The sequence below is a fragment of the Methanosarcina vacuolata Z-761 genome (assembly GCF_000969905.1).
Lineage (GTDB): Archaea > Halobacteriota > Methanosarcinia > Methanosarcinales > Methanosarcinaceae > Methanosarcina > Methanosarcina vacuolata.
The window spans coordinates 834272-856821 of sequence record NZ_CP009520.1; the positions used below are offsets into that span (position 1 = coordinate 834272).

A 22550-nucleotide genomic window follows, 5' to 3' on the forward strand; every position below is an offset into this window, starting at 1 on the left:
ATGAAAAGTACGTATCAAAATGTAGTAGAGGAAGTAAAAAATCTGAAAGGAATTGAAGAAGCCGTAGCTCTGGCAATTGAGAGGGAAACAGCGGCAAGAGACTTCTACTTTAGTAAAGCTGCTTTAATGGACAAACCGAAATTTAAGGAACTCTACGAGTATCTGGCAAATGAAGAGGTAAAACATCTTGGCTATCTTGAAAAATATCGGGATCAAAATGAGCTGCCTGTAACCAGTACGGAAATTCCGAGTAGCCAGTCTTTCACCCCTGAGTTTGATATGGGGCGCATAAAAGGTGGAGAGATTACGCTTGGAGATGCGGGAATCCTTGTTGCAGCTCTCAGGCACGAGAGAAAAAGTGAAGATTTCTATCTGGAAGTCGCAAAAATGGTCGATGACGAAAGCCTGAAAAATTTCTTCGAGATGCTGGCAGGTTACGAAAGAAGTCATTACGAGTTAATTGACCAGTTCCTGGAAGAGATTACCAGTTTCCGGATGCAGACCTGAAAAACCAGACGAGATGCGAATATGGATGCAGAAGAAACAGGTGGAGTCGTTGAACTCTCCAGTGGTGTATACTGGGTAGGAGCAATTGATTGGAACGGAAGAGATTTTCACGGATTTACAACTCCCGGAGGGACAACCTACAACTCTTACCTGGTCGTTGGGGAAAAGACCGCACTTATAGATACGGTAAAATCTCCCTTTGCAGGGGAGATGCTCAGACGCATTAGTCAGGTTATAGACCCTTCAAAACTCGACTACATTGTAGTAAACCATATGGAACTTGACCACTCAGGTTCTCTGGCAGAGCTTAAAAAACAAACCGATGCTAAAATACTCATTACAAAAAAGGGCGTTGATATCCTTAACGGTTACTTCAAGGGCTCGGGTAGTGAGAACTGGGACCTTGAGGTTGTGAAGACAGGCGACCAGCTGGATCTGGGTGGCAAAACTCTTCTGTTCCTGGAAGCTACAATGCTGCACTGGCCTGACAGTATGGAGACTTTTCTGAAAGAAGACAGGATCCTCTTTTCAAACGATGGTTTTGGGCAGCATATAGCAACCTCAAAAAGGTATGATTTCGAAGTGGGAGATGTCCTTCCTGAGGCAGCCGAGTACTACGCAAACATTCTCATGCCTTTTCGTCTGCCGCTTCTTCGTTATCTTGGGTTATTAAACAAGTTGGAAATAGACCCCTTGCAGATAGCTCCTTCTCACGGAATTCTATGGAAACGGGATCTGCCGAAGATCCTTGAGGCTTACAAATCGTGGGCTGACGGAGAGGTAAAAGAAAAAGTGCTTGTGATATATGATACCATGTGGGGCAGCACAGAAATAATGGCAAACGAAATTGTCGAAGCTGTCCGAGCCGCAGGTGTGGAGGTAAAACTGCTGAATCTTCGAAAAAGCTCGAGGAGTGATATCATGAAAGAGATGCTTGATGCAGCCGCCTTTGCAGTAGGTTCACCGACTCTTAATAATGGGCTCTTTCCAACGGTCGGTGACTTCCTGGTATATCTCAAAGGCCTGCGCCCCCAGAAGAAAAAAGCTGTGGCATTCGGGTCCTATGGCTGGGGAGGAGGAGCAGTAAAAACCATAGAACAGGAACTAAAAAGCGCAGGAATTGAAGTGATTGGTCCCGGGTTGCAGGTAAAGTACAGACCATATGAAAAAGAACTGTTGAACTGCAAAAAGCTTGGAGAGCAGCTTGCAGCTACCGCAAAAAAGTATTAAATTATTTTATCTCGGCTCTCCATTTAACATTTTTTTCTTAGCGGTTTTCATTTTTTGACTCCATTTTTTGAAAACCTTCCGGAAAGGTTTTCAGCCTCAATAGCCGTATAGCCTGGAATTTTTGCCGGACTTTCTGCAAGAAATACTTTCACTCTGCTAGGCTGAGGTTAATAAGTACTGACGTAGTTTTTGTAAATAGAGGTGAATACAATGGAGGAAATATTCAAAGGATTGATCGAGCGTGCTCAGTATTATGAGCAGTTTGAAAGTTACAGAAACATAAATCCCTCAGTACAGTTTGAAGATATGTCTATACTTAAACAAAAGGCACCAGTAATGAGTATATAAAACAGGATTATTGACTACTATCTTGGAAGCGCTTGAATCATATAATCAAAAACTGCGGATTGAAAAGCTGCGAATCAAAAACTGTGAATCAAAAACTGCGAATCAAAAACTGCGAATCAAAAACTGCGAATCAAAAACTGCGAATCAAAAACTGCGAATCAAAAACTGCGAATCAAAAACTTCAAATTAAAAACTGCGAATCAAAATGATGTAAAACCTCTAAAGAACTAAAACCTCTAAAGAACTGGAATGTTGAGAAGTAAGTTTCAAAATAAGTCAATTGAAGTGGATCTCAAGAACAGATCATACAAGTAAATCTCAAGAACAGACCAACTGAGACGTAAACTTCAAGAAAAGTCAGAAAAAAATCGAAAACACGAAGAAATTCCGACGAAAATTAAAGGCGGAGAGAAACTTACTTTTCAACCGGTTCCATTTAGACCTGCGATTTCTATCCCAATTCCACAGGACAAATTTTGAATTCAATTTTTTATAACCATTGAAAACAATAGAAATCAGTCAAAATAGAAAACAAGATTGGGCGACAAATTTAAACTGGAACGTTTTCTTGAAACCGGAATATTGCCCTTCTAACTTTTTGGTATCTGCTGTAATCACATGTTACTATTTTTTCCTGATCTTTGTCGTTAAGTGTATTATTCTTTAATGAGTATCACTCTCGCCGGAGCTCCGTCCGTATCTATACGGAGAGGCAGACCTACGAACGTATATTCCCCTTCAGGAATGCCGGCAAGGTTGAGCCCTAAAAACAAAGTCGTATTATTTATAAGCAGTTCACGGACCTCGTCGTCCCCATCGGGTTTCTTGATGCTCAGGTAATCAAATCCCAGTGTTTTGATTCCGGCATTGACGAGGTATTCAGCTGCGTCCATTTTAAGGTGTACATAATTCTCAAGGAATTTCACGTACCCAAGGGCCGAGTTTCTGGTCTTGAGAAGCACTATCTCTTCAGGCCCGATTTCAAACTCTTCAAGATCCTGACTGTGAATTTCACTTTCCACAAGCGTGAGATCAAAAACCCTGCATTTTCCATAAAAATGATCAAGAGGCAGGTCAGCAGTGCTTTCTCTACCATTTCTTAGATGCAGTTTGGATTCTACATGAGTGCCTGTATGGCTTCCCATAGTCAGGATAGACTCGTTTACCTTATCCCTTGGGACGGAGGCATACCTCTTAATAGAAGGTCTGGGCTTTCTCGGATATACAACCATTTCTTCCGTAATAGGCAGTGAGATATCGAAAAATTGACGCAGAATGAAACCCCCATTCATTCGTTAGCGATAAATCCGTATTTAAGTGCAGTCATTTTTGATAAAAATGTAACTGCGCTTTATTATAAAAAAGGGTTTAAAACATTAAAAACTCTCCTCTGGCAGGAGGGGTCTATCCTACCCGGTTGAACTAATTTTACTAGGTTGAACTGGTTTTACCAGGTTAAACTAATTTTACCAGGCTTAGCTGATTTTACCAGGTTTAACTGGTTTTACTAGTTTGAGTTGCACTGATCCTGTATGTTGTTCCTCACATATTGTTCCTCACATATTCCGCAACCGCGTTTCCGACTTCCATTGTGCTTGCCGTCCCTCCGAGGTCAGGAGTGATGATTTTCTTTTGGAGTACATTGGTTATTGCCTCATCGATAATTTGAGATCGAGGTTCTCCCATCCATTCGAGCAGCATCTTTACACAGAGGATTGCAGCAAGCGGGTTTGCAATGCCCTTTCCGGCAATGTCAGGTGCGCTCCCGTGCACAGGTTCGAAGAAGGCATATTTCTCCCCTATATTGGCGCTTGGGACAAGGCCGAGACTTCCTACAAGGGCTGCGCACATATCACTCAAAATATCTCCAAAGAGGTTCGTTGTAACCACAATGTCATACCTTTCAGGGTGCATAATAAGGTTGTAAGCCATCGAGTCAACCAGCATATCCTCATATTCCACGCCGTTAGCACTGGCGGTTTGCCTGCAAACATCGAGGAAAAGCTTGTCGGATTTCAGGACATTGGATTTATGGACAATAGTCAGCTTGTTCTTTCTTTTCTTTGCAAGCTTACAGGCATATTCTGCAATCCGCTCGGAACCTTTCCGGGTGACAACTCTTTTCGTCCAGGAGATTTCGGGCCCTATTTCTTCAATTCCCGAGTACAGCCCTTCAGTGTTTTCCCTGACAATAATAAAATCGAAATCGTTTCTCCCGGTAACTCCTGTTATACCGGGCAGAGGTTTTACAGGCCTGACATTAGCATACAGATCAAGTTCCTTTCGTATAGTCAGGAGCACGCTTTTGTAATTCGGGTCCGGCACAGTAGTAATTGCCCCAAAAAGGACAGCATCGCACTCTTTTATAGTTTCCAGATCATCATTTGATATTGCAGTTCCTGTCCTTTCCCACCGGGTATAGCCAAGCTCCAGGGGTACTTTTTCAAACTCAAGCCCGAAAGCATCAAGGACTTTAACAGCCGCAGGGATTACTTCCCTGCCTATACCATCACCTTCGATTACAGCCAGTCTCATATTAACTGCATCTTAGTTAGGGGTATATGAATCTGGCGTAACTTTTTGAGACTTCCAGGATTTGTCAGATCCAGAGCAGATGTTCGGCAAGGATTTTTCCACCAATCCCGATGAGAATAAGTCCTCCAATAATCTCGACTTCGTGCTCAAAAAAATGACCTATTCTGTACCCCAGGACTGCTCCGCAAAAAGACATGAAAAAGGTCACACAACCTATTATAATCACAGGTTCAAGGATAGGAGTATTTAGAAAAGCAAAGCTAATTCCCACGGCAAGGGCATCTATACTTGTAGCGATTGCGAGCATCAGAAGCACCGGATAATTGAGGGAATTTATCTTCCCATCCGGGTCTCCGTAAAGAGCCTCATAAATCATTTTGCCTCCGATAAAGGCCAGAAGCCCAAAAGCAATCCAGGGAGCATAGTTTGATACAAAGCCACTTACTGCGCTCCCTCCAATCCAGCCCAGCACAGGCATAAAAGCCTGAAATCCTCCAAAAAAGAAGGCAAGCTTCAGTGCATCCTTTAGTTGAAAAGGCCGTATAGTAGTGCTGCTGGACATGGAAACTGCAAATGCATCCATTGAAAGTCCGAGCCCTAAAAGGAAGTTAGTCAGGAAAGACATTAGGTGAACTCCAGTTTCGTTTTATAAATGAGATTTTTCTTCATTTTATAAATGAGATTTTTCGGGATAGTTAAACTTTTAGTATATAATTTAGGGATAGTTAATGTTTTTACACCTGATTTATGAATAATTAGAGCTTTAAAATATAATTTATGGATAATTTGAGATTTTACACCTGATTTAGGGGTAATTAGAGCTTCAGTACATGAGTACATTTGAGACTTGAAATCCTCAAAATATCTGTATTCCTGGTTATTACCCTTTTAATGATCCAATAAATATACAATCAGATTTAAAACTATGTCTTCTGTGCAGGCAACTAATGAAAAATACTTTTTGAGAGTATAAGGGATAATAGATCTCATCAAACTTCAGGCAGACTAAGCCCTAAAGGTCTGCGTAACATGATTAGAAGAGACAGTGTTTGAATTAAACTACTGTATGAATATTTTCACTTTGCTCATACCTTAGTTCTGCTCATACATATTGGCAATCCCTGGCAGCACTTCGGTTAAATAAATCTGCTCACATCTTAGTTCTGCTCACATCTTAGTTCTGCTCACACCTTAATTTTAGATTTTTCCTTAACCACTGTTTTTGTTTTATTGCCCGATATTCCTGCCCTTACTTTTCTATATACCGTATATTTACCGTTGCCTTCATAATAAATAGCATATTTATACTGATCTCCATCAAAAAACTTAAAGCCTTTTCTATAAAACGCCGGATATTTTACAACACGCAGCGGATCAAGCGAATAACGCTGGTATATGTTGCTGTCAGCGAGAGTTTTAACCAAATCTGGTATCACATTCACCTGTTGATACTTCCCTTGAATATTACGTCCAATGATTGTGTTATAAGCAAGTGAAGCCTGTACCGCAACCTTTACAAACACAAACTTCAGCAAGAAAACCCCCACAACGAATCCAACAATCCATACAATCGTGAGCAAAAGCATAGCATTACCCCCAGGCTTAATTTTGTTATGTAATAGGCTACCCGTTTCCGATTACATGAGTCACTTAAATCTTTGATGTTCCCCTCAAATCTCCTCAATTACGAGCGTCGCTAGTAAATGATCCTTTAAAAGGATGACCTTCATAGATTATAACTTTTTCTAAATTTAGTCAAGAATTTCTATTAATACTGAACTTATGTATATATAATAAAAAATCTTATGATTTAGACATAAGAATATAATTAATAAAAGTTGATCAGATTCTTACACAAAAGATTGTTACTGACAAAAAAATAACATGAGTCCTGCTCTTTCCCCTGACACGACAATTCATAAGTGCGTGTTACTTGCGTGTCTTATATCGGTTCTTCCTCATTCCCTGTGGATAAGATTATTTTCAATTCGAGACCGCATTGGTTTTTATGAAGACATTATGGCTCTTCGCTATTCCGTATGGATAAGATGATTTTCAACTCAAGACCGCATTGGTTTTTATGAGAATATTATGAGGATATCCACACAAAACAACGAAGAGCCCTTATACTTCTTGCAAGATCAGTTTCGGATTTATCAATAGTTGATGAAAATGGGAAGATAGGAGCAGGCAGCACTACTATTCAAAAAAAGGTATAAAATAAGTAAATTGAATTTCGCGCAGGCAGTTTTTTCAATTACCAGTTTCCAGTGTAAGTTTCCTCAAGTAAACTTAGCAGGCCTGCAGTTTAATTTGTGAACACTATTATACCTGGCTATTTAGATCCTCTGAACCCTGCCTGAGGCTGTTTACAAGTTTTCGGATAGCTTCAGCAACCTGGTACTCCGATGCACCCCAGTGAACTACAGCTCCATCAAAGCCCGAAATCTTTACAAGCCCTGAATTTTCAGACCTGCAGCAGCGAGTAATAAAGGATTTTGAGGGCACAACTATTTCGGACTTGAAAGGACAGATGTTTATAAAAGAATACTCTAATTCAGGAAAACGCATCTCAAAAAGAGTCTTTGAAATCTCGCATCCTACGAGTAAATGTCCATTTTCTGTGAGCACATCCGAATCCAGGCACTTGCCTTCGAGTCCAGACGCGCTGCATGGAAAAACCGTATTTTTTCCTTCAAAACGCCTGAGGTCAATTACCTTTTCAGTAAACCTGACCTGGAGGTCCCCGAAAATTCCACTGGCTTCGAGCCTTCTCACAACAAGAGAAAGCCAGGACGGATAAGGGGGAGCAACGTCAAGGATTTCTAGCTCAAGAATGCTTGAAAGGTCAGGGGCATGAACAAAAGTAACATGCCTATCCATACCTGTAAAAATTACCGTGTTCACTTTGCCGGTACAGAGCTTTTCTGCAGTCTCGATCAGGAGTGTGCGGTTTTTTATGTTTAATTCCCTGTCATACTTTACCACCTCTTCTCGTGAGGCTATTTTTTCGAGAGCTTCAACTTTCCTGAGCAGTCCCTCTCCGCTTTTTTTTACGTGATAAACTGCATATTCGTAGTTGCCTGTCTGAGGATTTTCCTTTTCTGTAATCAGATAGTCAGTAAGAAAATAGATAGGCTCTTCAGTGCCCGGGCAGAAGGATTTTGTTACTCCCACATACTTATACTCATCAGGAAAAAGCATAGATATCGGTTGTTTTGGATGATTTTTTGGGTTGTTGATTCTATAGTCACAAGGCTAAATAATGCAGCTACTCAACTGAGATAAAATGAACTTTTTATTGCAACAATTACAGGTGTGACCATAGGTTACTGTTCTGGATTTCCGTTCTGGATTTCCGTTCTGGATTACTATTATTTTAGTAATTATCAAATTTAATTCATTTCCGATATGTTTCCGGTGTACATTTCGGTGTACTTTTCGGTGTACATTTCAGTGTACTTTTCATATTTTGATATTTACAGGACTAATTATTCTTTTTGCTCACCCTGGATTTTTTTTCTATGGGCTACAAGCCCGCCGTCAGCAAGTATCTGGAGAAGGAAATCCGGCAATTTGTTTCCCCTGAATGTGCCTTTATCCGAAACTGTAACCTCGCCTTTTAGCAGATCAACTCTGACCTCATCGCCCTCCTGGCAATCTATATCGGCTTCAATAAGAGGTAACCCTACATTGATTGCATTTCGGAAAAAGATCCTCGCGAAAGATTTTGCGACAACGCAGGCTATACCTGCATGTTTTAAAGCAAGGGGAGCCTGTTCTCTTGAAGAGCCGCAGCCAAAATTGCTGCCTGCTACAATAATATCCCCTGGTTTTACTTTTTTTGCAAACTCGGGGTCAATGCCTTCCATTGCATGAGCTGCAAAGACCTGCATATCTTTGGTTCGCAGGTATTTACCAGGAATAATTACGTCTGTATCGATATCGTTTCCGAATTTCCAGATTCGGCCTATGATAGGGTTTTTCATCGCAATTCACCTGCGAAGTAGGTTTTTTTAATAGTATATCTAGATAGCGGGAAAATAAAATAAAAGTCTGCAGACCTTACCTAAAAATAAAGTTGAAAAGATATAACCTAAAAATAAAAGCAAAGGAAAAAGAAGTAGAAATAAAGGTGAGTGGAGTGAGTAATAGTACACTCCGTAGCTTATACCTTTACTTCTTCTCCTTTTAATACGGCTTCTTCACTTACTTTCACTTCTTTTGTCGTATCTCCATAGCTCACTACATAGGGTCCTGAAGGTGCGGTATCAAACTTTGTTTCGCCTGTACTCGGACCATCGGTCGAATAAGGCACTGTAAATTCATACCTGCCCTGTGAATCTGCAGTTGTTGACTGTGAGTATCCAAAGGTCCTTCCCTGATTTGTAAGAATTGTCGTGTTTATATTCACGGTTTCATTGGGGGATGCCGTGCCTGTTATATTTGCACCCTTGACGTACTCGAAGATCTTGACATAGCCGGTATCTACTTCAGAGAGTTTACCTCCGTAGAAGTAATTGTATACCTGTTTATACCCGGCCTCGTCAGTTTGATAGGCCTCAGTCTCGTGGACCATACGGTACTGTTTCAAGCCATTTCCGTCAAAAATATGCAGTTTTGCTTCCATGGAATTAAAATATCGGGTAGAAGGTATGTTCTGATATTGGCTACCTGTCCAGTAAGCCTGATAATACCCATCAGTATCAAGAGTCCAGGCAGGCATTGCCCCGAATATTTCTGTAGCCATTCTGGCATCAGACATTATATATCGTGATCCTGCTTTGTCGGACCTTGGGTCTATGGCTTCAAGTATTGCACTTGCTTCTTTTTCAGATGGAGCTGTGAAGAAGGTTGCTGCACCTGGTTGGTTTGTCTCGTTAATACTTGCCCTGCGACCTCCTATTCCTGCCTGGAACGGGTTCGCATTCGGCATCCTGTGCCCTATTGTCTCTATATAGTGCCCGTAGTCCCACCAGGACATAACACCATATGCAGTATCAGGATAATTGAAAAGTTCTCCGTTTATCGGGGCTTCATAAGTGGCATTGTAGTCCATCCCAGGGTCCGGGGTGTTTGAGCGAAGCCAGGTACAAGCTTCCATCCAGGGCTCATTGGGCTCATTTGAGCCAACTGCATATAGCATTGCATATGCATATACCGGATAAATTAGAAATACCGCTATAAGCAGGACTGCTAGAATCTGCTGTACTTTGAAGAATTTCAATGCCTCTGGAATATCTGCGGGTGACTTTACAGTACTTTTGAACTTCTGGTCAAGTTCACCCCATTTTACTTTTTCAAGTAACAATCCTCCCAGATATGCACTCAGGATTGAAACGTTTATTGAATAGTAATATGCAAAACGGTTCTGGCCGTAAATTGCAAGGAGAATAAAGAAACTCCAGACAAGAAGCAGAAATTCCTGAGGCTTTGGTCTTCTAAACAGATTTGCAGCCAGAATAAGCATTCCTAGAATAGAAGCGAGAAATCCCGTAGTAGTGAAATTTGAGAAAGCTTTAGAAAGGGTAAAGACACCACTACTGTAAAATATGGAAGTAGCTTCACCAATTGTCGAAGGCCCTCCCTGTTGAATCCCAAAAACAGTGCTCGGAGCGTTTATAATCAGGGAATAAAGGGATGGAGATAAAACCTTGATACATATAAGCCCGAGAATACCAGCTCCGAGGATTAGCAGAGGGTAGTAATAAGCCGTCATTTGCTTTCTTTTGAATTCCCTTTCAATAAGGCTCAAAGCCGCAAAACCTGCCATTGTCCCAAGGGATGTGATAACATGGAACCAGGAGTAATAGTACAGAGAAAACCCCATGTCAGGGTGGACAAAGGGAAGGATAAGGATTGTACTTACTAAGCAGGTGACTATGCCTGTAAACCCAAGGTAGTCGCTGGATTCATTCCGGAAATTGTCCAAGATATACTGGAATATAGCGTAAACAAGTACAATTAATAAGAATAGCGAGCCTCCTGGCCAGCAAAGCTGGTAGGCTGAATACATTATTCCAGCCATAACCGAGTATATAAAAGGTTCTTTCAGGACATTGAATTTCTTATTGAACACATCTTCAAAATGAAGTTTTTTCTCCTTTGCTGAAATCAAGGCCAGCATGAAAAACATCATGAAGAAAGTACTGAATAGTGATTCAGCGACATGATGGTCTGTAAAACCAATCAGTGAACGGGTCAGAAACTGCCCTGGAGCAAATGCTATCAGAATCGCAGCCAGAATCCCGGTTTTATGCCCCCCAAGATATTTTCCAATGTAGTAAACCGGAATGACAGCAAGGGCTCCGAGCACGGCAGGAAAATAAGCTCCTACTGTATAAACCAGTTGAGAACTGGGATGTCCCATTCCAAGAATCAGGGAGGTTATGGCCATCATTTGGTCGAACAATGGGCCGAAATGTATGTAACTCCCGTTAGGATAGTTGGTCATGGGATTGAAAAACATCCTGTGTGGGTAATTTTCAAGCAGGACGAATAAGGTACGCATATGGTACCAGGCATCGTTGGTCGCAAACTTTACGGATCCATCGGATAAGAACACCGAATCTGAAGGAAGTGTTCTGACCCACAGAGATATAAAGCCAATTATCGCAACTGCCAAAGTATAAGGCCAGCTGGATTTGATTTTGTTTTGAAATGATGATACAGGATGATCCTGAGAACTCATAATAATCCCCTTTAAGAGGTAAGTTTTTTCAATTAAATATATAATTTGTGGAAGAAGAAAATCAAATAGATAATATTATCCTATGCAGGCAAATCAGTCTGATTAGTTATAATCCTGCTTATCCATTTTCGGAAACTTCATGCATTTTTCATATTGAGTCGTCAGAACAGTCTTCAAGAGGTTCAGTATTCCTGGAGGAGAGTTACTTTTCTTTCCCGACTACAGTCTCTCTACAACTGTCTACTTCGAAACATTAGTAAGTCTTCTAAGACGCTGCAATGTTATTGTTCCACTTTAAGAGGCCCTTTGACATATAAAATAACTTTATTAATAGTATATAAAAGTATATGTAACCTGTGAATATATAAAAAACAATCATTCTGGAAAGGTGGAGGCTACTTCAAAAATATCTATAGAACAATCATTTCCAAAAAAGATAAAAATAAAAATAAAGACATCAAATAAGGTAAAATGAATAAAATAAGGTGAATGAATAAAATAAGGTGAAATGAATAAAACCTGACTTCCGCTTTTTTAAGCGCATAAATTCAATTTTTCCATAATTTCTTTTTGCTTTCTTGTGAGTTCTGTAACTATTACCTCTCCATTTTGCAGTTCTACTTTTCTGATCTTCTCAAGCTCTAAAAGTAAACTCTCTACTGTATAATCCTCAATAATTTTTGTTTCCTTCATCATACTCAGTAGCTTCATTCTAATAATTAGTCCGATAAAGCAGACAAAAATGAATCCCTTTGTTGTTGAATCTTTGTTTGTGTTTAGTGGAAGCGACTGAATATCATTTTTCATTACTTTGAATCCTTTCTCAACAATATCTCTTTCTCTGTAGTAAGTGAGACATTCTACCCAATCACGTTCTCCATAATAAAAAAGGAAAAACTTTCCCATTCTGTTTATTCTCTGCGATACTGCATTTTTCTTGATATTGATTTTGAAATGGTCATCTATCTTTTTCCACGAATAGAAACTTGCCATTTCCCTTGCTCTCTCTTTGAACACCTCTGCCGCATTTCTCCATCCTGGTATTGCTGTTTCTTCCAGTTTTTCCTTCATATCATAAAGACGGGAGTAAAATGTGCTTTTTTCTTCCATTTCTCTCTTTGGATCATAGAAACAGTATCCATTGATCTTGAATTCCTTTTCCTCAAGAGTCACTGGCTTTACAAATATTGGTTTTTTGTGAAACTTATGAAGATATTCCGGACTTTCGATGTCTTTTTGTACTGAACTCATAAGCTCTTTGACACTTTTAAGTGCCATTGTAGCTGGCATAATAAAAGGAATCTTTTCCCTTACTAATTCCTCAATGTTTCCCTTGCTGAAAAAGCCTCTATCCATTACCAGTGTATAGTTTTCCATTCCATGAGCTTCTATCTTTTTTAGAGTATTTTTAAGAGTTGTAACGTCTACAATACTTCCAGGATAGATGTCATACATCACCGGAATTCCTTTTTCCTTATCCATAATCATGGAGAGATTTATTTGAGGAAGATCGCAATTGTCTCTATTGTATCCGTATTCAAGAAGATTAATTAGTTGTGAGTAGCTCGATAAACTGGTAAGATCGTACATTAATGTGCGTTTTGTCCCAAGATTTCTAAACATTTTACCCATAAACATGGATGGAATGTCGCTATTACCTACTTTTGCAAGTAGATTACTGATGTTTTGACTTTTCAAGGGTAACTCAGGCCACTGGAGAGAAAGAACAGAATTCTCATACCAGGTTTTAAGGTTATACATAGCTGTAGGACGAATTACACGATTAAGTGCTATTGAAAGTATCATGTTCCTGTCTTTTTCATTGAACAGATCACCAAGATATTCTTCAATTTTGAGTTCTTCTACTATTTTCTGTAATGGAAGGAACTCACCATAGTTATAAGCATTTACAGGTTTGCTGGAAACGAAAGAAGTCTCATCTTGCACGATTTCATCGGAAGAGTTTAATGCGTCACGAACTCTAACAGGTTTACCGTTTATGTTTCTGCCAACATATTTGGATTTATGGCGAATTTGTTTCTTTTCCTTATCGTAATAAGGAATATCTTCGTACCAGTACTCAATTCCATTTATTTTCTTGATGCGGAGGATAGACTTCATGCGCTTATATAATAAGCGCATAATAGTATAGATAGTTTTTGAATTGTTGTTTGGAAATGAGTAAGTTAGTATGCATCTGCACACGAATTAAATGAGCAAAATAGGGATACAAAAAGTATGCGCTTAAAATTTGGGAATTAAGGATAAAACAAGGTAAAATGAATAAAATAAGGTAAAAGAAATAAAATAAGGTAAAAGAAATAAAATAAGGTAAAAAAAATAAAATAAGGTAAAAGAAATAAAATAAGGTAAAAGAAATAAAAATGTGAAATTAACTAACTGTATTATTCTTATACTGTTCAAACCTTTATTTCTTCTCCTTTTAATACATCTTCTTCACTTACTTTCACTTCTTTTGTCGTATTGCCATAACTCAATAAATATGGTCCTGAAGGTGCAGTATCAAATTGTGTTTCGCCTACAATCGGACCTTCTGTGGAGTAAGGCACTGTGAGCTCGTACTTTCCCTGAGAGTCTGCAGTTGTTGACTGCGAGTATTCAAAGGTTCGCCCCTGATTTGTAAGAATTGTCGTGTTTATATTCACGGTTTCATTGGGGGAAGCCGTGCCTGTTACATTTGCACCTTTAACGTACTCGAAGGTCTTGACATAGCCTGTATCTACCTCCGAGAGTTTACCTCCATAAAAGTAATTGTATACCTGTTTGTACAGTAGCTCATTGGTTTGGTAGGCCTTAGTCTCATGAATCATACGATACTGCTTCAAGCCATTTCCGTCAAAAATATGCAGCTTTGCCTCCATTGTATTAAAATATCGAGTGGTAGGCAGGGACCTATACTCTTTATCTATCAAGTATACCTGGGTGTACCCTTTATTATCAAGAGTCCAGGTAGCAATTGACCAGAATATATCTGTAGCCATTCTGGCATCAGACATTATGTATCTTGCACCTGCTTTGTCGGGCCTCGGGTCTATGGCTTCAAGTACTGCACTTGCTTCTTCTTCAGATGGGGCTGTAAGAAACGTTGTAGCACCTGGTCGATTTGTCTCGTTAATGCTTGATGTGCGGCCTCCTATTCCTGCCTGGAACGGGTTCGCGTTTGGCATTCTATGCCCTATTGTCTCTATATAGTGCCCGTAGTCCCACCAGGACATAACACCATAGGCAGTATCAGGATAATTGAAAAGTTCTCCGTTTTTCGGAGCTTCATAAATGGCATTGTAGTCCATCCCAGGGTCCGGGGTGTTTGAGCGAAGCCAGGTACAAGCATCTTCCCAGGGCTGGATAGGCTGCCCGTATACCATTTTTGTATATGGAATTGCAGATCCATATACTGGATAAATTAGAAATACCACTATAAGCAGGACTGCTAGAACCTGCTCTACTCTGACGAGTTTCAATGCCTCTGGAATATCTGCGGGTGACTTTACAGTACTTTTGAACTTCTGGTCAAGTTCACTCCATTTTACTTTTTCAAGTAACAGTCCTCCCAGATATGCACTCAGGACTGAAACATTTATTGAATAGTAATATGCAAAACGGTTCTGGCCATAAATTGTAAGGAATATCAAGAAGCTCCAGACAAGAACCAGTAATTCCTCGGGTTTTGGTTTTCTGAATTGGTTTGCAGCCAGTATAAGCATCCCGAGAAGAGACGCAAAAAATCCCGTAGCAGTAAAATTTAAATAGACTTTTTCCATAGTAAAAGTGCCATATGGTAAGAATATAGACGAAGCTTCTTCTATTGTGGAAGGTCCTCCCTGTTGAATTACGAAAACAGTGTTTGGTGCATGTATAATCAGGGAATACAGTGATGGAGATACGATTTTTGCAATTATAAGCCCGAGAATTCCTGCTACGAGGATTAGAAAAGGGTAATAATAAGCTTTTATTTTCTTTCTTTTGAATTCCCTTTCAATGAAACTCAAAGCCACAAAACCCACCATCGCTCCAAGAGCGGTGACTACATGGAACCAGGAGTAATAGTACAGAGAAAAACCCATATCTGGATGGACAAAGGGGAGGATGAGTATTGTACTTACCAGGCAAGTGACTACACCTGTAAACCCAAGGTAGTCGCTGGACTCATTCCGGAAATTGTCAAGAATATATTGAAATATTGCGTAAACAAGAACGATAAATAAGAAAAGCGAGCCTCCTGGCCAGGAAAGCTGGTACGCTGAATACATGATTCCAGCCATAACTGAGTATATAAGAGGTTCTTTCAGGACATTGAATTTCTTATTGAACACATCTTCAAAATGAAGCTTTTTCTCCTTTGCTGAAATCAAGGCCAGCATGAAAAACATCATGAAGAAAGTGCTGAATAGCGATTCGGCAACATGATGGTCTGCAAAGCCAATCATTGAACGGGATAGAAACTGCCCTGGAGCAAATGCAATCATGATCGCAGCCAGAATCCCAACTTTATGTCCACCAAGGTACTTTCCTATGTAGTAAACCGGAATAACAGTTAGGGCTCCGAGCACGGCAGGGAAATAGGCTCCTATAGTGTTAACCAGTTGAGAACTGGGATTTCCCATTCCAAGAATCAGGGACGTAATAGCCATCATTTGATCAAACAATGGACCAAAATGTATGTAACTCCCATTAGGATAGTTGGTCATGGGATTGAAAAACATCCTGTGGGGGTAATTTTCAAGCAGAACGAAGAGGGTACGCATATGGTACCACGCATCATTGGTCGTGAACTTCACAATTCCGCCAGGAAAAATTACATTGTCTGATGGGATTATTCTAATCCATAGAGACACAAAACCGATTATCGCAACTGTCAGAGTATAAGGCCAGCTGGATTTGATTTTATCCTTTAATGACGATACAGGACGATCCTGAGAATTCATAGTATCCCCTTTATAAATTAAACATTATAAATTACGGTATAATTATGAAAAAGAAAATTAAATAGATTGTATTAATTCTATGTAACAGTTTATAATTCTATCCCATTTCTGATCAGGAGCTTCGTAGTGCTTTCTCTCTCCGAACTGGTTGAGAATAGCTTCTCTGATAGAATCGATATCCGCAGGGGGTACGAAAAAAGTGCCTTCATAGTTAGCCATTGATTCTTTTAAGCCACCTACTTCGGAAACAACAACAGGCTTTCCAAAAGACATGGCGATATGCGCAATTCCACTCTGAGAAGCTCTCAGGTAAGGCAGGACTACTACATCGGCAGCACTGAAATACAGGTTTACTTTCTCGTCAGGAACATATTCGTCTACAAGTGTAATCTTATCATGAAAAGGAGAAGCTTTAATCTGGTCAAGTAATTCCTTGCGGTCTTCCCAGATTTCCCCGACAATCAATAACCGGCTTTTTTCGAGAATTTTAGGGGGCAGTTGTTCGAAGGCCCTGATGAGGTAGGGAGTTCCCTTATATTTTCGAATTAACCCGAAAGAAAGTATAACGAAATCGTCCTTTATCGAGAGATTTCTTCTTGCTTCTTTTATGTCAAGCAATTCTCCGTACTGGTCATAAAGTCCATGTGGGATCACATGAATTTTTTCAGGGGAAATAGAGTATCTTTTTGCAACAAGCTCTTTATCGGACTCGGAATGAGTAATATATGCATCAAGGTTTTTACGCAGCAGTTTTCCTGTTATTTTTGAGTATAACCTGATTGGAAGTATTGATTCTTCAAAAGGATCTACAACTTCATGAAATTCTATAATTATTTTAGGTTTATTCAGAAAACCTGCAAATATCTTTAGCAGAAGCTGCATATGCGCAATCGAGGAAGTCCACCACTGCAAAACTATAATATCCGGTTTTTGTGCCTTAAGAAAGCGGTATGCTTGAATCCAGGTCAGTGGATTGTTATAGTCCATGCCGTTAAAGACAGGTATCCCGGGTGAAAAATTCAGGTCAGAAATATTCTTTCCAACATGGGATTTTCCGGGAAACAGAAAAGTTGGAAGCAACTGCCGAAAGCAAACTACTGAGACGTCTTTTTCCACAGACATGGCATTTGCCAGACGGATAGTGTAATAACTGATACCGCTCAAAAAACGTTTCGAAGGTCCGACTATGCAAACGCTTTTATTAGATGTCATTTGCCTAAACTATCACAGTATCTTTATATTAAACTAATGCATTACTCCACATAGATTCCAGTATAAAAGAGGTTCAGCCTTGAAAATAGCCCAGATATGTCCCCGTTATTCTCCTGACATAGGTGGAGTGGAAACTCATGTCAAAGAAATTAGTGAAAGGCTGGTTAAAGCAGGGCACGATGTGGAGGTTATAACAACCGATCCCACGGGACAATTGAGAAAACAAGAGATAATAAATGGAGTAAGGGTTATAAGGTTCAGATCTTTTGCTCCGGGAAATGCGTACTACTTCGCTCCTCAAATCTATACTTATCTCAAAAAGCACGACTACGATATAATTCATGCCCATAGTTATCATGCTTTTCCTGCATTTTTCGCATCATTAAGCAGGCACAGCGGAAAATTTGTGTTTACGCCGCATTATCACAGGCACGGCCATACCGCATTCCGCGATTTACTGCACAAGCCGTACAGGCTTTTTGGAAAGATTATCTTCTCCAGGGCAGATTCCGTAATATGTGTCTCAGAGTATGAAAAGAAACTTGTAGAATCCGATTTTGAGGTTGCCGCAAAAACCGTAAAGATCCCTAACGGAATAAACCTTACAGAGTTTGAAGGTTTGAGGCAGCCGGAAAAAAGCTTAAACAGGAACGCTGAAAGAGAAAAGATTCTTCTCTATGTGGGCCGCCTGGAAGAATATAAAGGGGTACAGTACATTATTCAGAGTTTGCCTGAACTTCAGGATTTCCGGTTGAGAATCATTGGAAAGGGGCCTTACGAAGCTGAGCTTCGCAATATGGCTAAAAGTTCAGGGGTGGAAGCAAGGGTTGAATGGTTAAAAGATCTGTCAAGAAAAGAACTTCTTGAACGCTATGCAGATGCGGATATATTTTTAATGCTTTCTTCTCATGAAGCATATGGAATAACGGTTGCTGAGGCACTGGCTGCAGAAATTCCCTGTATAGTGGCAAAAGGGAGTGCACTTGAGGAGTTTGTTGACGGAAGAAACTGTATTGGGATTGAGAATCCGGTTTCAAAGGAGAAGGTCGTAAGAGCATTGCAAGATTTAATGGAAAATAAAAGAAGACAAAGTAAGAACGAACAAGAAAAGGTAGACGAGAAAAATTATGGCTTGTATTCGATAATAGACTGGGATGAAGTAACTCAAAAAATAATAACGGTCTATGAGTCAACTTTTAATCAGTAATACCTAACGGAAAGTTTTCCATGAAAGAACAGCTTGTATCCATAATTTTACCGACTTATAACAGGTCTGAATTGATAAAAAGATGCATTAATTCAGTACTGAATCAGACATATACTAATTGGGAGTTAATTATTTCTGATGATGGTTCTAAAGATGAAACTCCTGTTGTTGTTAGAGAATGTACAAAACTCGACCCGCGTATTAAAGCCAAAATAAATGAAGTTAACCACGGAACTCCGAGCAACCGGAATATTGGTTTATCTTTAGCCAAAGGGAGCCTTATTTTCTTCATAGAAGATGACTTAATTCTTTTTCCTGACTGTGTTGAAACCCTGGTAAATACGTACAATTCGCTTGTTTCATCAGGAATTAAAGTCGGAGCAGTGGTTCCAAAGTTACTTGAAGATAACCCGATTTCACACATTAATGCCGACCTTCATAAAAAAGAAGCTACTGAAAAAAAATTGCCCTTTGTTTTTAATAAGTGGACAGGCGAAGTATATAATAATTATACTGAGGACTTTAACGAAGTTCAGGAAACTGTCACGGGTCACGCGTGTTGTTTGTATAATCGGAGCGCCCTGGAAGAAATAGGCGGCTACGAAGAAAAAGCATACAAAGGCACATACAGCAGGGAAGAAACCGACCTGAACTTCAGGCTGCGCAAAGCAGGTTATAAATTCTTTTTTCAACCAAAAGCCGCATCTGAACACCGAAAAATAAAAACAGGTGGGTCAAGGCAGTCAAATGAGTTTAAATTTTATTATTATCACATGCGAAACCATGTTGTATTTTTGATCAGGATTTTTGGGATTAAAGCAATGTATATGGTGCCTTGTTTTATAGCAAACGTTGGGTTCAGGTTGCTTAAAAATTTATACAAAAAACCGTGACTGTAGTATATTCTTACACTAATACAATCAGATCTTACACTAATACAATCAGATTAAACAGCACGACTAATTATAAATAAACAAAAATGGAATAGTGAAGGAAAAATATGAAAACATTATTTTTTCGATTCAATCTCTCACCCGATTCAATCTCCCACTCTGGTTGAGATTTTTTGGGTTGTAGTGCCATTAATATTTCCTTTTTGTGGCCAGAGGCTCAGTTAATATCTAAAAATCTTTAGGGTCAAAACCAGGATAGTTATTTTTGGGAGCTTTTTAAGGATATAAGGTAAGTTATTTGGTCTTATGTGATTTAAACAAAAACCCAAATATTGAATATATAGATTTTTAGGTTTAATCCCGTATTTGTCAATATAAAATTTAGAAATCGTTTCTGCCTCTTTTTCAAGAGTTGTTTTTGAACCTGTTCCAGATGACAGGGAAGAACCACGAACCATAAATTTTGTAAAACTTCTGTTTAGCCGTTTAACATTACATTGATTTCCGACTCTAATAAGATAATCATAATCTGATGCATACCTGTAGGTAAGGTCAAAGTATCCAACTCTCTCCACAACTGTCTTTTTTAAAAAAGTAGAAGGTTGATTGATACAACGACATCCACGGCTTAAGACGAGGAAATCCAGGTCAAATTGAGGTAAGTATGAGGTATATTGGAACTTTCCGTTTTCATCAACGTTATCAATATAACCATATATAACGTCTACATCCTTGTTTTTTCTAAATTCCTCAACAATTACTGAGAATATTTCAGGGTTATATTCATCGTCAGTGTTTAAGCAAGCCCATATATCTCCAGACATTGCTTTTATGCCTTTATTTATGGCATCATACATGCTTTTGTCTTTACCGACAATTAACTTAATATCAGCTTTGTGAGAGTCCCTGAAAGTGTTAATAATATCAATAGTCTTATCCTTACTCCCTCCATCGACAATGATCTGTTCTACTGAAAAATCACCTTTTTGATCCAGATGAACACTTTTCAGGTTATTCAGGATATATTCTTCAGAATTAAAAGACGGAGTTATTATTGAGATTTTCATTTTTTTCTTCACATCCACTATCAGATAAAGGGTCGTTCCTTCAAAGTTTTCCGGCACTCATTGAAAACACTTTTAGTTCCTTCCCTCAAAGATATTCTATCTTTCCAGCCCAGGCTGTGAAGCTTTATGACATCAAGAAGTTTTCGTGGAGTTCCATCAGGCTTTGATGCATTTTACACAATTTTACCTTTTTATGCTGTGCCAGTTCAGCTAATTACTTTATAATGAATTTTCCCATCCCAGTGTTGATAAACTCCTATATTTCATTAGAGTTATAATTTTCTATCAAATATATATGTGCTTCAGCCATATCATTTGCATACATAACTTTTCTTAATTGGAAACCTGTTTCCTAGAAAACCTGTTTCCTAGAAAATAACTGGAAGACCCCATAATAATAACTTATAATTTAAAATGTTAGGATATTATAGATTCATAAACGTTAAGTGTTTCATTTGTAGTTCTATTCCAACTGAATTTTTTTTCCTGTTCAAATCCCTTTGATATCCAGTGAGATCTTATATTTGGGTTCATTAATGAATCTATTGAACGAATTAAATCATCCTTTGAAAACGGATCGAATAATATTCCTCCTCCTCTAACCACCTCAGGAATTGAACTGGTCTTGCTTGCAATTACCGGGCACCCTAAAGACATAGCTTCAAGGGGGGGAATACCAAACCCTTCATATAAAGAAGGATAAATTAAACAGAATGCATATTTGTACAAAGATGCCAAGAATTCATCAGAACCATCTACTTGAATAACCTTACTCGAAAGCTTGAGTTTATTAAGTATACCCAGTTCTGTTTCATTAAATTTGCCTCCTCCAAAACAAACGAGATGAAAATCATCTGCAAAACGAGTGGCATAAACATCCAGCAGCATTAAGAAGTTTTTATATCCATCTCGCTTTCCTACGTATAAAAAGTAGGGTTTCTTCATAATATCTTCATTGACAATTCTTCCAGGATCAAGAAGCATAGATCTATTAAGAGAACTTCCATGATAGACTACCCAGATATTTTCTTCAGGAAAATCATAAAACTTGAGTAAGTCCTCTTTAGTATTCATAGAAACACAGATTATTGCGTCAGCAGAGTTAATTGATAATTTTTTGTACTTCATTTCAGGATCATTTTTACTATATTGGTCACTATATAACTCATGAATCATATCGTGTACTGTTAATACTACGGGTGATTTTTTGAACCTGCTTAAATCTCCCCTGTAATAAGTTGGATGAAAAATATTTAAATTTGAAAAATCATCATAAACGTGATTAAACCATATTCTGTTCAATGTGTCGAATAAATAACCGCTACCTGGAAAAGGAAACGTTTTATACCCGCGATACCGTCCAAAATTCTCTTTATTCTTCTGAAATTCATACTCATTAATGTGAAAACCTTCAAATAAATTGACATTGATTTCATTCTTCATAGAGAGACAACTTATCATCTCATAGAAATATCTGGAGATTCCTCCATAACGTTGAAGTTGAAATATTGAGTAATCATATAGTACATTCATGTTTTCACTTCATAATTTGATTTTGGAGTAAGTAGGTCATAGTCAAGAATGCTATGTTTACAACTAACAATTCGAAGACATCTCATGAAGACAAAGTTTTAATCTGGATATAGTTAAAGTTCAGTATTTGACAATATATGCATATCCTTCTAATGTCGTGCCAAGCATCAAAAATTGAGTAATTAGGAAATTGAAATCTGTTTTATTTGATATTATTTTTTTTGCATGAATCTAACTTTAATATACAGTCTATGGCCTTTTTTTATGAATGAGCCTATCTCAAAATTCTTAATTGCTGGAAGTTTTCAGAATTTTTTTTCATGATCATGAATTTAGTTGATTACTCGAAATACAAAGTCTAAGAAGCAAATTCTGAGTTTT

17 protein-coding genes are annotated in these 22550 nt (G+C 38.7%); 5 read left to right on the top strand and 12 right to left on the bottom strand.

Annotated features, from left to right (window positions below; translation table 11 throughout):
* From MSVAZ_RS03620 to MSVAZ_RS19990, 3 genes are all read left to right on the top strand, one after another.
* Entirely contained in the window at positions 1 to 507 is a 507-nt protein-coding gene (locus MSVAZ_RS03620; protein WP_048118182.1) for a ferritin family protein, read from the top strand.
* Positions 508 to 528: 21 nt separating this feature from the next.
* Positions 529 to 1737, top strand: a complete 1209-nt coding sequence (locus MSVAZ_RS03625) for an FprA family A-type flavoprotein (protein WP_048118184.1) — start codon at positions 529 to 531, stop codon at positions 1735 to 1737.
* A gap of 210 nt (positions 1738 to 1947) precedes the next feature.
* Entirely contained in the window at positions 1948 to 2085 is a 138-nt protein-coding gene (locus MSVAZ_RS19990) for a hypothetical protein (RefSeq protein ID WP_156150947.1), read from the top strand.
* Positions 2086 to 2741: 656 nt separating this feature from the next.
* On the opposite strand, the gene MSVAZ_RS03630 is transcribed toward MSVAZ_RS19990, so the two are convergent.
* The 10 genes from MSVAZ_RS03630 to MSVAZ_RS03680 all read right to left on the bottom strand — a co-directional run bounded on the left by MSVAZ_RS03630 (position 2742) and on the right by MSVAZ_RS03680 (position 17469).
* On the bottom strand, positions 2742 to 3377 hold the full coding sequence (locus tag MSVAZ_RS03630) for a cyclase family protein (protein ID WP_048118186.1): 636 nt from the start codon (positions 3375 to 3377) through the stop codon (positions 2742 to 2744).
* A gap of 250 nt (positions 3378 to 3627) precedes the next feature.
* The gene (locus MSVAZ_RS03635; RefSeq protein WP_048118189.1) at positions 3628 to 4620 is read right to left on the bottom strand and encodes an isocitrate/isopropylmalate dehydrogenase family protein; all 993 of its coding nucleotides are present in this window, start codon (positions 4618 to 4620) and stop codon (positions 3628 to 3630) included.
* Between the two features lie 64 nt (positions 4621 to 4684).
* The gene (locus MSVAZ_RS03640; protein WP_048118192.1) at positions 4685 to 5245 is read right to left on the bottom strand and encodes a manganese efflux pump MntP; all 561 of its coding nucleotides are present in this window, start codon (positions 5243 to 5245) and stop codon (positions 4685 to 4687) included.
* A 559-nt stretch (positions 5246 to 5804) separates the two neighbouring features.
* Positions 5805 to 6206 (bottom strand): hypothetical protein, encoded by a 402-nt coding sequence (locus MSVAZ_RS03650; RefSeq protein ID WP_048118198.1) that lies wholly within the window; start codon positions 6204 to 6206, stop codon positions 5805 to 5807.
* 739 nt (positions 6207 to 6945) lie between these two features.
* Positions 6946 to 7824 carry a DUF7714 family protein gene (locus MSVAZ_RS03655; protein WP_048118200.1) on the bottom strand — a complete coding sequence of 293 codons (879 nt, stop codon included), beginning with the start codon at positions 7822 to 7824 and terminating at the stop codon, positions 6946 to 6948.
* A gap of 287 nt (positions 7825 to 8111) precedes the next feature.
* Positions 8112 to 8609 carry a homoaconitase small subunit gene (gene hacB / locus MSVAZ_RS03660; protein ID WP_048118202.1) on the bottom strand — a complete coding sequence of 166 codons (498 nt, stop codon included), beginning with the start codon at positions 8607 to 8609 and terminating at the stop codon, positions 8112 to 8114.
* 179 nt (positions 8610 to 8788) lie between these two features.
* The gene (locus tag MSVAZ_RS03665; RefSeq protein ID WP_048118204.1) at positions 8789 to 11311 is read right to left on the bottom strand and encodes an oligosaccharyl transferase, archaeosortase A system-associated; all 2523 of its coding nucleotides are present in this window, start codon (positions 11309 to 11311) and stop codon (positions 8789 to 8791) included.
* 534 nt (positions 11312 to 11845) lie between these two features.
* Positions 11846 to 13432 carry an IS1634 family transposase gene (locus tag MSVAZ_RS03670; RefSeq protein WP_048118206.1) on the bottom strand — a complete coding sequence of 529 codons (1587 nt, stop codon included), beginning with the start codon at positions 13430 to 13432 and terminating at the stop codon, positions 11846 to 11848.
* A gap of 299 nt (positions 13433 to 13731) precedes the next feature.
* Positions 13732 to 16257 (bottom strand): oligosaccharyl transferase, archaeosortase A system-associated, encoded by a 2526-nt coding sequence (locus MSVAZ_RS03675; protein ID WP_048118209.1) that lies wholly within the window; start codon positions 16255 to 16257, stop codon positions 13732 to 13734.
* A gap of 57 nt (positions 16258 to 16314) precedes the next feature.
* Positions 16315 to 17469, bottom strand: coding sequence for a glycosyltransferase (locus tag MSVAZ_RS03680; RefSeq protein WP_048118211.1), 1155 nt, complete (start codon positions 17467 to 17469; stop codon positions 16315 to 16317).
* 79 nt (positions 17470 to 17548) lie between these two features.
* On the opposite strand from MSVAZ_RS03680, the gene MSVAZ_RS03685 reads away from it, so the two are divergent.
* A complete protein-coding gene (locus MSVAZ_RS03685; protein ID WP_048118214.1) occupies positions 17549 to 18676 on the top strand; it encodes a glycosyltransferase family 4 protein in 1128 nt (375 codons plus the stop codon).
* Positions 18677 to 18696: 20 nt separating this feature from the next.
* Positions 18697 to 19569 carry a glycosyltransferase family 2 protein gene (locus MSVAZ_RS03690; RefSeq protein ID WP_048118217.1) on the top strand — a complete coding sequence of 291 codons (873 nt, stop codon included), beginning with the start codon at positions 18697 to 18699 and terminating at the stop codon, positions 19567 to 19569.
* Positions 19570 to 19790: 221 nt separating this feature from the next.
* Here MSVAZ_RS03690 and MSVAZ_RS18680 read toward each other — a convergent pair whose 3' ends face one another.
* The gene (locus MSVAZ_RS18680) at positions 19791 to 20654 is read right to left on the bottom strand and encodes a glycosyltransferase (protein ID WP_198146786.1); all 864 of its coding nucleotides are present in this window, start codon (positions 20652 to 20654) and stop codon (positions 19791 to 19793) included.
* Between the two features lie 399 nt (positions 20655 to 21053).
* Positions 21054 to 22169: a glycosyltransferase family 4 protein gene (locus tag MSVAZ_RS03700; RefSeq protein WP_048118220.1), complete on the bottom strand. Its 1116-nt coding sequence runs from the start codon at positions 22167 to 22169 to the stop codon at positions 21054 to 21056.
* Between the last annotated feature and the right edge of the window lie 381 nt (positions 22170 to 22550).